Source organism: Bradyrhizobium sp. 31Argb (assembly GCF_043638955.1).
GTDB lineage: Bacteria > Pseudomonadota > Alphaproteobacteria > Rhizobiales > Xanthobacteraceae > Bradyrhizobium.
On sequence record NZ_JBEGDB010000256.1, the window covers coordinates 1 to 11679 of the forward strand.

The 11679-nt window shown below is 62.4% G+C and carries 11 protein-coding genes; 1 reads left to right on the forward strand and 10 read right to left on the reverse strand.

All coding sequences use genetic code 11. From position 1 onward, the window contains the following. Positions 1–193: 193 nt before the first annotated feature. The 10 genes from serA to AAFX91_RS32920 form a co-directional block, all read right to left on the reverse strand. Entirely contained in the window at positions 194–1783 is a 1590-nt protein-coding gene (gene serA, locus AAFX91_RS32875; protein ID WP_130581543.1) for a phosphoglycerate dehydrogenase, read from the reverse strand. Between the two features lie 140 nt (positions 1784–1923). Further along, positions 1924–3096, reverse strand: a complete 1173-nt coding sequence (locus AAFX91_RS32880) for a phosphoserine transaminase (RefSeq protein WP_282529770.1) — start codon at positions 3094–3096, stop codon at positions 1924–1926. Positions 3097–3174: 78 nt separating this feature from the next. After that, the gene (locus tag AAFX91_RS32885; RefSeq protein ID WP_282529771.1) at positions 3175–3369 is read right to left on the reverse strand and encodes a hypothetical protein; all 195 of its coding nucleotides are present in this window, start codon (positions 3367–3369) and stop codon (positions 3175–3177) included. 295 nt (positions 3370–3664) lie between these two features. Next, entirely contained in the window at positions 3665–4135 is a 471-nt protein-coding gene (locus tag AAFX91_RS32890) for a GNAT family N-acetyltransferase (RefSeq protein WP_130583822.1), read from the reverse strand. A 17-nt stretch (positions 4136–4152) separates the two neighbouring features. Further along, positions 4153–4743 carry a glutathione S-transferase family protein gene (locus tag AAFX91_RS32895; RefSeq protein WP_130583821.1) on the reverse strand — a complete coding sequence of 197 codons (591 nt, stop codon included), beginning with the start codon at positions 4741–4743 and terminating at the stop codon, positions 4153–4155. A gap of 78 nt (positions 4744–4821) precedes the next feature. Further along, positions 4822–5646: an outer membrane protein gene (locus tag AAFX91_RS32900; protein ID WP_394569348.1), complete on the reverse strand. Its 825-nt coding sequence runs from the start codon at positions 5644–5646 to the stop codon at positions 4822–4824. Between the two features lie 186 nt (positions 5647–5832). Continuing rightward, on the reverse strand, positions 5833–6687 hold the full coding sequence (locus AAFX91_RS32905; RefSeq protein ID WP_394569349.1) for an outer membrane protein: 855 nt from the start codon (positions 6685–6687) through the stop codon (positions 5833–5835). Positions 6688–6966: 279 nt separating this feature from the next. Then, positions 6967–8226 (reverse strand): MFS transporter, encoded by a 1260-nt coding sequence (locus AAFX91_RS32910; RefSeq protein ID WP_394569350.1) that lies wholly within the window; start codon positions 8224–8226, stop codon positions 6967–6969. 337 nt (positions 8227–8563) lie between these two features. Then, on the reverse strand, positions 8564–9916 hold the full coding sequence (gene glmM, locus AAFX91_RS32915) for a phosphoglucosamine mutase (protein WP_130584143.1): 1353 nt from the start codon (positions 9914–9916) through the stop codon (positions 8564–8566). A gap of 216 nt (positions 9917–10132) precedes the next feature. After that, positions 10133–10297: a hypothetical protein gene (locus AAFX91_RS32920; RefSeq protein ID WP_165421574.1), complete on the reverse strand. Its 165-nt coding sequence runs from the start codon at positions 10295–10297 to the stop codon at positions 10133–10135. Positions 10298–10402: 105 nt separating this feature from the next. Between AAFX91_RS32920 and AAFX91_RS32925 the strand changes: the two genes are divergently transcribed. Beyond that, the gene (locus tag AAFX91_RS32925) at positions 10403–11539 is read left to right on the forward strand and encodes an L-lactate dehydrogenase (protein WP_394569351.1); all 1137 of its coding nucleotides are present in this window, start codon (positions 10403–10405) and stop codon (positions 11537–11539) included. The last annotated feature ends 140 nt before the right edge of the window (positions 11540–11679 follow it).

An 11679-nucleotide genomic window follows, 5' to 3' on the forward strand; every position in this document is an offset into this window, starting at 1 on the left:
TCTTGGCCGGTGGCCACCGGCCAAGACGCTAAATCGCTTCCATCGCACAAATCATGCCCGTGCAGATACAAGGGGTTGTCTCCGAGGATGACAGCGCTCGTGGAGACAACCCCTACCCGAATGAGTCCGGTACTGACGGCGGAGCTGCCCTCTCCCACAAGGGGCGAGGGCGCAGCAATTGGCACCTCCCGCGTTAGAACGCCAGCACCTTGGCTTGCTTGACCTGCGGCAGCGCGTGCACCTTGGCGAGCACGTCCGCCGGCACCGGGCCATCGACCTCGACCAGCGCGATCGCGTCGCCGCCTTGCGCGACGCGGCCGAGATGGAAGGTCGCGATGTTGATCTTGGCATCGCCGAGCAGGCTTGCGAACTTGCCGATGAAGCCCGGCTTGTCCTCGTTGGTCACATAGATCATCGATTTGCCGAACTCGGCGTCGACGCGGATGCCCTTGATGTCGACCAGCCGCGGCTTGCCGTCGTGATAGACGGTGCCGGAAACCGAGCGTTCCTGCCGCTCCGTCGTCACGGTCACGGTGATCAGGCTCTCATAGTCGCTCTGTGCGGCGCGCGTCACCTCGTCGACTACCATGCCGCGCTCCTTGGCGACGACAGGCGCGGAGACGACGTTGACGTCGCCCAGCATCGGCCGCAGCAGGCCGGACAGCACCGCCGAGGTCAGCGCCTTGATCTTCATCTCGGCGACATGGCCCTCATAGGTGATCTGGGTCTTGATGATGCCGCTCTCGGTGAGCTGGCCGGCGAACGAGCCGAGCTTCTCGGCGAGCTCGATGAACGGCTTCAGCTTCGGCGCCTCCTCGGCCGTGATCGAGGGGAAGTTGATGGCGTTGGAGATGGCGCCGGTGAGCAGATAGTCCGACATCTGCTCGGCGACCTGCAGCGCGACATTCTCCTGCGCTTCCGTGGTGGACGCGCCGAGATGCGGGGTGCAGATCACGTTGGGATGGCCGAACAGGATGTTCGAGGTCGCCGGCTCCTCGCTAAACACGTCGAAGGCCGCGCCCGCGACATGCTTGGAATTGAGCGCGTCCACCAGCGCCTGCTCGTCGACCAGGCCGCCGCGGGCGCAATTGACGATGCGGACGCCCTTCTTCATCTTCGCAAGCGCCGCGGCATCGATGATGTTGCGGGTCTTGTCCGTGAGCGGCGTGTGCAGGGTGATGAAATCGGCGCGCTTGAACAGCTCGTCGAGCTCGACCTTCTCGACCCCGATGTCCTTGGCGCGCTCCGGCGACAGGAACGGGTCGAAGGCGATCACCTTCATGCGCAGGCCGAGCGCGCGGTCGCAGACGATCGATCCGATATTGCCGCAGCCGACCACGCCCAAAGTCTTGTTGGTGATCTCGACCCCCATGAAGCGGTTCTTTTCCCACTTGCCGGCCTGCGTCGAGGCATCGGCCTGCGGGATTTCGCGGGCGAGCGCCAGCATCAGGGTGATGGCGTGCTCGGCGGTCGTGATCGAATTGCCGAACGGCGTGTTCATCACGATGATGCCCTTGGCCGTCGCCGCAGGAATCTCGACATTGTCGACGCCGATGCCGGCGCGGCCGATCACCTTCAGCCGGGTGGCCTTCTCGATGATCTTGGCGGTTGCCTTGGTCGCCGAGCGGATCGCGAGGCCGTCATAGTTGCCGATGATCTCGGCGAGCTTTTCCTTGTCCTTGCCGAGATTGGGCTGGAAGTCGACCTCAACGCCGCGATCCTTGAAGATCTGCACGGCGGCGGGCGACAGGGCGTCGGAAATGAGAACTTTCGGTTTGCTCATGGAAATGGTCCCTTGGGAGTGGTCCCTTGATGGACGATGCACTGATGGCGCCACCCGCGAACTTGCCCCGCGAGTCCATCCTCGTTTCGTGATGGATGGCCGGGTCAAGCCCGGCCATGACGACGATGAGGTGACGTTACTTACGCAGCCTTCGAAAGCTGCGCCTTGGTCTCGGCGAAAGCCCAGTCGATCCACTGTGTCAGCAGCTCGACGTCCTTGGCTTCGACAGTGGCGCCGCACCAGATGCGCAGGCCTGCCGGCGCATCGCGGTAATGCGCGAAGTCGAAGCCCGCATTCTCCTTCTCGACCAGGGCGACCAGCTTCTTGCAGAAGTCGGCCTGCAAGTCCGGCGTAAGCGAGGTGATCGCGGGATCCGTGATCTTCAGGCACACCGAGGTGTTGGAGCGGATCGCGGGATCCTTGGCCAGGAAATCGATCCACGGCGTCTTCGCCTTCCAGTCGGCAAGCACCTTGGTGCTGGCGTCGGCGCGCGCGATCAGCGCCTTCAGGCCGCCGATCGATTTCGCCCAGTCGAGCGCGTCGAGATAGTCCTCGACGCAGAGCATCGACGGCGTGTTGATGGTCTCGCCTTCGAAGATACCCTGGTTGAGCTTGCCGCCCTTGGTCATGCGGAAGATCTTCGGCAGCGGCCAGGCCGGCTTGTAGGTCTCGAGCCGCTCCACCGCGCGCGGCGAGAGGATCAGCATGCCATGCGCCGCCTCGCCGCCGAGCGCCTTCTGCCAGGAGAAGGTGATGACGTCGAGCTTCGGCCAGTCGAGCGGCTGTGCGAACGCCGCCGAGGTCGCGTCGCAGATGGTGAGGCCTTCGCGGGTCGCGCTGATCCAGTCGGCGTTCGGCACGCGCACGCCCGAGGTGGTGCCGTTCCAGGTGAAGACGACGTCACTTGCCGGATCGACCTTGGAGAGATCGGGGATCTCGCCATAGCCGGCATTGAGCTTGGTGACGTCCTTCAGCTTCAATTCCTTGACGATGTCGCTGACCCAGCCCTCGCCGAAGGATTCCCAGGCCAACGTGGTGACGGGCCGCGCTCCGAGCAGCGACCACAGCGCCATCTCGACCGCGCCGGTGTCGGAAGCCGGCACGATGCCGATCTTGTAGTCGGTCGGCACCTCCAGCACTTCGCGCGTCAGCTCAATGGCTTGCTTGAGTTTGGCCTTGCCGATCTTCGCGCGATGCGAGCGGCCGAGCGCGGCGTCCTTGAGATTTTGGGGATTCCAGCCGGGGCGCTTGGCGCAGGGGCCGGAGGAGAAATGCGGCACATTCGGCCGCGAAGCGGGCTTCGCTGCAGTCATGATCTACCCTTCCAGATAGCTGCCTCTCGGTGGGGAGAGGTTTCCCGCTGTCGGAGATAGTGGAAGGGTAAAGACTCGTCAAGGAACTTCAGGACGATCACAGGCGATTGATGGAGGCTCGCCCGGCGACGGAGCCGGCGCCTGATCAAGCAGTCCGGCCGCATCGTTCACCAGCTTCACGGCCTTTCGCCGGCTGGAGACTCTCATGATGCTCTTTTCACCGGCCTGCACGATGTATTCATTGCCCGCCCTGACGATCGAATATCGCTTCATCTGAAATATCCCCAAGCCGTCCCAGAACGCGATGACTTTGGACCGTCATCGCGTTCGATTTTTTGCTTGATCATGATCTCACTTCTTTGAGCATGATCTTTTCGGAAAACCGGTTTCCACTTTTCCGGATCATGCTCTAGCGGACCATGTTCTGCCGCTGGGAGACGCGTAACTATCAGGAGCGTTCCCGCCAGTAAAATTACGGAGGCCGGCGTAGTTTATCGCTTGTTAACCGGAACGCAGAGCGAGGACTACCACTGCGATCAGCGATGATAGCCGCGCAACTTGGCGCAAGTCAGAAGCGCATCGTCATGCCGACATGACTGCGTTGAAATCCAAGCCGTTCATAGAAGCGCTGCGCGTCGGCGCGGGTGTGATGCGTGAGCAGTTCGACGAGAATGCAACCGTTAGCGCGCGCTTCAACGATCGCCCATTGCACCATCTGTTCGCCGATGCCGCGGCTGCGGCAATGGCTTGCGACGCGCACGTCCTCGATCAGGCCGCGTGAGGCACCTTGCGAACTTATGCCCGGCAGGATGCATAGCTGCAGGCAACCGACCACCGTGCCGTCAGCGTCTTCGGCGACCACGAGCTTGAAATTCGGATCGCGGTCGACCTTCTCGAACGCCGCGAAATAGGATTGAGGCAAGGGATCCTCGATCCGCTCGCGCGCGCTGCCGAGCCGATCGTCCGCGAGCATGGCGACGATGATGGGAACATCGTCGCGACGGGCGCGACGGATCGTGATCGAAGACGCAGGTGCCATAATATATTCCGAAACGGCTAACGCGCCGGCGCCAGGCCAAGTGAGCGCTCGGCCTCATTGATCCAGCGGCGAAGCGCGGGATAGCCGCCGAGATCGAAGCCGCCCTCATGCGCGAGCCGCGTGTAGGCGAGCAGCGCCACATCGGCAAGCGAGAGCGACTCGCCGGCCAGAAACGGCGTCAGCGCGAGCTGCTGCTCCATCCGCGCCAGCGCCGCATGGCCGCGCTTGACCTTCTCCGGATCGAGCTCGGAAGCGGATTTGCCGAGATAGCGCATCTGGAACCGGCACACGGCGATATAGGGCTCGTGGCTGTACTGCTCCCAGAACAGCCACTCGTCCATCTTCGCGGCAGCAAAATCATCCGATGGAATGAGGTCGCTGCCGCGGGCGAGATAGCGGATGATGGCGTTCGACTGCGCCAAGGCGCGGCCATCATCGAGCACGATCGTCGGCACCTGGCCCGCGCTGTTCATCCTCAGGAAATCCGCGGTGCGCGTCTCCTGCTTGAGGATGTCGACGTTGGTCCAGGTGTAGGGCAGCGCAAGGTAATCGCACACCCATTTTACCTTCAGGCAATTGCCCGACTTGTCGTCACCGTAGATTTTCATGGCTGGCTGTTGTCCTGCTCCCGAATGACAGAGCACCAGCGGAAGCAGAAGCTGTCAACACGTCTGACGCATGCGCGCCTAGAATTTATAGCCGAGGCCGGCGCGCACCGTGTTGATGCTGGTATCGACCGTTGTGGTGAAGCGGATGTATTCCCATTCCGCGCGCATGAAGAGGCCGCCGACCAGGTTGATGTCAATGCCAAGGCCGGCCGTGTAGCCGTAGATGAGGTGATTGTGCACGGCATCCGTCGCGCTCAATGGCATCAACGGCGTGAAACGTCCAAGCGGAGTGGAGCTCACCGCGTCCGTAACGATTGCACTATGCGAAATGTCGGCCTTGCCGAGCGCGAAGCCGCCGAACGCATAAGGCAGGAAGCATCCGAAGGCATAGGCTGCGCGCCCCCGAAACGTCGCGATGTCCGAGATCGAGATCGAGGATGCCGAGGTGACTCCGACGTCGTGGTAGAAGGTGTCGGTGAGAGGAGAGCCGCTCACAAGCTCCTTGCTGGCGCTGGCCGAACCACCAAAGCTGCCGTGCACGTAGCTCGCCTCCAGGCCGAGCACGACGTCGCTCCATTGCCAGTTGTATCCGACAAAGGCTCCGTATGCGGACGAACGCGCCGTCTGCTTTCCGAGACCGAGATTCCATTGCGCAACGCCCATCTGCTGGACGACGTTGTCGGAAATCAGCGAGGAGATCAAAGATGACGGCTTGCTGTCGAAATTCGCATCGGACGAACCGTAGCCGGCTTGGCCACCAATATAGAGACCTTCCCAGTAAGCTCTGGAGGTTGTCAGCCCATCGGTGAAGCTGCCGCGAAGCACCGGGAGATCGGGAAGATCGGCGGCCCGCGCGCTCGTCACCGCGCCACACATCACTGCCGCCAGCAGAAACCTACGCATCGCCCACGCCCCCAAATCGACTTAATCAAACTCGGCGACGATCATCGCTCGTTAACCTTAACCAATGGTTGTCGCGCGCCGGTTTCGCCACAATCTTCGGCGTGATGAGCAGCACGCTCTCCGCAAAACGAAACGGCGCGGGATCATCCCGCGCCGTCCGCAATCGTTAACCAATGAAGGTTCGTATTAACCTTTGCGCACCAGCGGCGGCGGCGCGTAGACCGGCTGCGGGCTGTCCAGATTCCAGCGCACGCCGAGCTTGAGATCGTGCGAAGTGATATCCTTGAAGTTCATTGGATTGTTGGTCGTGAAGCCCTGGAACGTCGTCACGGGTCCCGTCAATCCCGAACCGAGATCGACGTAGCTATAGGCGACTTCGAGCGTCAGGTTTGGACTAACCTTGTAGGAAAGACCTGCATGCGCCGCCCAGGCGAAATTCCACTTGGACGCCGAATTGGCAAGCGCAAAACCTGGCGCAATCACGCCGGGAGAGAAATCAGCAAGCCCTTGATCGGTGAAATTGGAGACGGTCACGCGCGCGGCACCGACACCAGCACCGATGAACGGCGTTACGCACCACCAGGTTCCGAGATCGACATAGGCGTTGGCGAGAACAAGCCATTCCGACTTGCTTGCGGTGTAGTTGTCAGACCCCGCGCCGATAACTCCGCCGCCGAGCGGAAAAGTCGCGAGATCCTGGCCGTGAAAGTTCGTTCTTCCACGATATTGACCGGTGACGTCGGCGCGGAACCAACTGTTGAACTGGTAACCGACACCGAGACCAAAGATGCCGCCGGTATCAAAACCGGTCTGCTGGTTCAGGGAGAGCAGCGGCGTGTACAAGGCGTTGTTGCCGTTGCGCACTTCCTTCACGCTCTGATTGCTGAAGCCGATATCGCCGCGCAAATACCAGCCGCCGAAATCTTCCACCGGCGGCGGTCCGTAGGCCGGTGGCGGCGTGATCGGCATATCGGCGGCGAATGCCACCGAGGAAATCAGGGAGACCGCACCAGCGGCAACGAGAGATTTAACGCAACGCATTGGCTTCGTCCTTCTGGCCAGTGAGGCGAGCGGGGAAGCCTCACGTCTGAAAATCCACGGCCGGACGATGGCACTAAATGCTTAAGCGGCGCTTAACCCTAATTATTAAGGTTGACAACCTCTGACGATTTTCCCGAAAGCTCGCGGTATCACGCTATTCCCGCTGTCGAACAGAAAGCGGCCGCGCCACAAATGCAAACGATGCGTTGATGAAATCTCAGCTCTTGTCTTAACGCGTTTTCTTTACGCGCACCGGAGTCCACTTCGCTCGAAAACGCTTTAATGCGCGTGGTTCGGCATTTTCGGCAGGAACACCGCGAGCAGTCCGATCGCCGGCAGGAATGAGCAGAGCTGGTAGACGAAGGCGATGTCGGTGTGATCGGCGAGCTTGCCGAGCACCGCCGCGCCCAAGCCGCCGATGCCGAAAGCGAAGCCGAAGAACAGGCCGGAGATCATGCCGAAGCGATGCGGCATCAGTTCCTGCGCGAACACGATGATCGATGCGGTCGCCGACGAGATGATCAGGCCGATGAACACGCTGAGTACGGCGCTGGTGAAGAGGCCGGCATAGGGCAGCGCCAGCGTGAACGGCAGCGCGCCGAGGATCGAGAACCAGATCACGTATTTGCGGCCGAAGCGATCGCCGAGCGGTCCGCCCAGGAAGGCACCGACCGCGTTCGCCGCGAGGAACATGAAGAGATAGAGCTGCGCCGCCTGCGTCGAGACGTCGAACCTCTCGATCAGATAGAAGATGTAGTAGCTCGACAGGCTCGCGATATAGAGCTGCTTCGAGAACAACAGCGCGACCAGCACGGCGAGTGCGATCGTCACCCGCCGCCCGGCCGGCGCGTCCGGGTGCCGCTCGATGACCGCCGCCTTCCTGGTCACGATCTGCGGCTTGTACCAGGCGCCGATGCGCCACAGGATCAGGATCGCAAGACCCGCGATCGAGGAGAACCACGCAATCGAGGACTGCCCGAACGGCACCACGATCAGCGCCGCGAGCACCGGGCCCATCGAGGTGCCGAAGCTGCCGCCAAGCTGGAACACCGATTGCGCAAAGCCGTAGCGGCCGCCCGAGGCGAGCCGCGCGATCCGCGCCGATTCCGGATGGAACACCGCCGAGCCGAGTCCGACCAGCGACGCCGCGATCAGGATGATGCCGTAGTGATGCGCGCCAGCGAGCAACAGCAGGCCGAAGAAGGTGAAGCCCATGCCGATCGCCAGCGAGAACGGCTGCGCCTTCTTGTCGGTGAAATGCCCGACCAGAGGCTGCAGCAGCGATGCTGTGAACTGGAACGCCAGCGTGATCATGCCGATCTGCGTGTAGTCGAGCGCGTAGGCGTCCTTCAGGATCGGATAGACGGAGGCGATCAACGACTGCATGGTGTCGTTGAGAAAGTGCGAGAAGCTGATGCCCGCGAGCACGACGTAAGCCGGCCCCACCGCGGTCGCGCGGGCAGCCATGCGCGGCGTCACGTCTGATACCAGCACCGGTTCAGCCAGTGCTTCTTCTGAGACGGCAACGGGCTTGTTCAACGGAGATTCCTGGCGGGACTCGCGAAGCGGCAATAAGCCGTGCTTACGACGCACGCTCCGCTGCGACCAGCGCGATTAGATAATGGCTGCGATGCAACCAGCGCGCGCTGGATGGTCGTGATTTAGGCCGGAGCAGTCGCCAGCACTTCTCCCTCTCCCCGCCCTTCGCGGGGAGAGGGTTGGGGTGAGGGGCTCTCTCCGCGAGCAAAATAGCAAACGGACTCGCGGAGGCTCCCCCTCACCCGAAATTCAAGCGAAGCTTGAATTTCGACCTCTCCCCGCAAGCGGGGCGAGGTGCATCCGGGTCCGCTTCTTGCGTCCAACAAAATATCGAGCGTCACGCCGCAGCCGCGGCGGCATGGCCGAGTGCGGAGACGATGTGATCGACGACTTCCTCGACCAGGAGGCGGTCGTCGCCCTCGCCCATCACGCGGATCACCGGCTCTGTGCCGGAGGAACGGACCAAGAGGCGGCCGTGACCGTTGAGCCGCTTCTCGCCGTCGACGATGGCAGACTTGACCTCGACATCATCCAGCGGCTTGCCGCTGCGATAACGCACGTTCTTCAGGATCTGCGGCAGCGGATCGAAGCGATGGCAGACTTCCGACACCGGGCGGCGGAGCTTTTGCACCACAGCAAGCACCTGCAGCGCGGCGACGAAGCCGTCGCCCGTGGTGGCATAGTCGGAAAGGATGATGTGGCCGGACGGCTCGCCGCCGAGATTGTAGCCATCGCTCAGCATCCGCTCGAGCACATAGCGGTCGCCGACTGGCGTGCGCACCATGTCGAGCCCAATGCCCTGCAGGAAACGTTCGAGCCCGAGATTGGACATCACGGTGGTGACGATGCCGGGCTTGGCGAGCCGGCCCTCTTCCTTCCAGCTCTGCGCGATCACCGCGAGCAACTGATCGCCGTCGACCACGTGACCGCGCTCGTCGACCAGGATCACGCGATCGGCGTCGCCATCGAGCGCGATGCCGATATCGGCGCGCATCTCGCGCACCTTCTTCGCCAGCGTTTCCGGTGCCGTGGAGCCGCATTCCTTGTTGATGTTGAAGCCGTCGGGCTCGACCCCGATCTGCACGACGTCGGCGCCAAGCTCCCACAGCGCTTCCGGCACCACCTTGTAGGCGGCGCCATTGGCGCAATCGATCACGACGCGCAGGCCGTCGAGGCTCAGTTCGCGCGGCAGCGTGCGCTTGGCGAATTCGATGTAGCGATCATGGACGCCGTCGATGCGGCGGGCGCGGCCGAGGCTCGCGCTCTGCGCGAGCCGGCGCTCGATCGGCTCGTCGAGCAGTTGCTCGATCTGCTTCTCGACGTCGTCGGACAGCTTGAACCCTTGCGGCCCGAACAGCTTGATGCCGTTGTCCTCGAACAGATTGTGCGAGGCTGAGATCATCACGCCGAGATCGGCGCGCATCGACTTGGTGAGCATCGCGACCGCCGGCGTCGGCATCGGGCCGAGCAGCAGCACGTCCATGCCGACCGAGGTGAAGCCCGCGACCATGGCATATTCGATCATGTAGCCGGAGAGCCGCGTGTCCTTGCCGATCACCACGCGATGGCGATGGTCGCCGCGCTGAAACACCAGGCCGGCGGCCTGCCCCACTTTGAGGGCGAGTTCCGGCGTAATCAGACCATTGGCACGGCCACGAATCCCGTCGGTCCCGAAATATTTACGGCTCATATCACCCCCAAGTAAGGCTTGAGCTTCTCCAGCCACCTCAGCGAGAAGCCCGAAACGCCACCATGCAGGCGTTATAATGCGTCAGCCGCCAAGGCGGCTTCAAAATATATGATGAATCATTACCATCGCCCGAAGGCAAGAGTTTAGGTTAATATATTGTAAAATAATGTATATTTTGGAGGCCGGGGTTCCTGCGGACAGCGGCCAGCAGCGACTCTAGCGCTTGCGGAGGATGTGATGGTCGTCCTTGGACGGCGGCGGCTGGGTCACATTGACGGGGTCGGAGGCCGGAAAAGTCTCCTCCAATCCCTCCTCCAGGGACTCCTCAAGCGAGCGCTTTTCGCTCTCGGCATCTTTCGGCTTGGGGGTCGATCCGGTCATGGTGGCCTCCTGCTGGGTCGGAGTTCGGCGGAGTGATTTGGCAGATGATCCAACCATGCTAGATGACGGCGCATTCGCGAAATACAAGACGGGCCGGGAGCGTCCATGAAGCACATCACCTGCATCGAAGATCTGCGCCAGCTACACAAGCGCCGCGTGCCGAAGGCATTTTTCGACTATGCCGACCGCGGCTCCTATACCGAGGACACGCTGCGCGCCAACAGCGAGGATCTTCAGCAGATCAAATTCCGCCAGCGCATCCTGGTCGACGTCTCCAAGCGCGACCTCAGCACCACGATCCTGGGCGAGCCCGCAGCGATGCCGCTGATCCTCGCCCCCGTCGGCCTGCTCGGCATGCAGCATGGCGACGGCGAGATCTATGCCTGCCGCGCCGCACAGGCCGCCGGGATTCCGTTCACCCAGAGCACGATGTCGATCTGCTCGATCGAAGACATTGCGGCCGCCGTCGACAAGCCGTTCTGGTTCCAGCTCTACGTCATGAAGGACCGCGGCTTCATCAAGGCGCTGATCGAGCGCGCGATCGCCGCCAGGTGCAGCGCGCTGGTCCTGACCGTCGACCTGCAGGTGATCGGCCAGCGGCACCAGGACATCAAGAACGGGATGACAGTGCCGCCGGAATGGTCGCTGTCGAAACTGATCGATTTCGCCACCAAGCCGGCCTGGGTTTCCGGCGTGCTGCGTGGCAAGCGCCGCACCTTCGGCAATCTGGCGGGCCATCTCAAGATCGACCAGGACATCACCTCGCTGTCGACCTGGATCAATTCGCAGTTCGACACGTCGCTGAACTGGAAAGACATCGACTGGATCCGCAGCATCTGGCCAGGCAAGCTGATCCTCAAGGGCATCCTCGACGTCGAGGACGCCGAGATCGCGGCCAAGACCGGCGCGCAGGCGATCGTGGTCTCCAACCATGGCGGCCGCCAACTCGACGGCGCCCCCTCCTCGATCGAGGTGCTGCCGGAGATCGTGGACGCCGTTGGCTCGCAGGTTGAAGTCATGTTCGACGGCGGCATCCGCACCGGCATGGACGTGATGCGCGCGCTCGCGCTCGGCGCAAAGTCCTGCATGATCGGCCGCGCCTATGCCTACGGTCTCGGCGCCGGCGGACAGGCCGGCGTCACCGAGGCGATCAACGTGCTGGCGAAGGAACTGCTGACGACCATGGGCCTGTGCGGCGTCAACACGATCGCAGAGATCGACGACAAGGTGCTGGCGGTCTAAGGGGTCCGCCTCCCTCCTCCCTTCTCCCCTTGTGGGAGAAGGTGGCGCGCATGCAATGCGCGACGGATGAGCGACTATCTGGATTGTCAAGTTGCATTGGCGTAAGCGGCACGCGCCTCGCGTGCTTTGGCGTTGAGGCG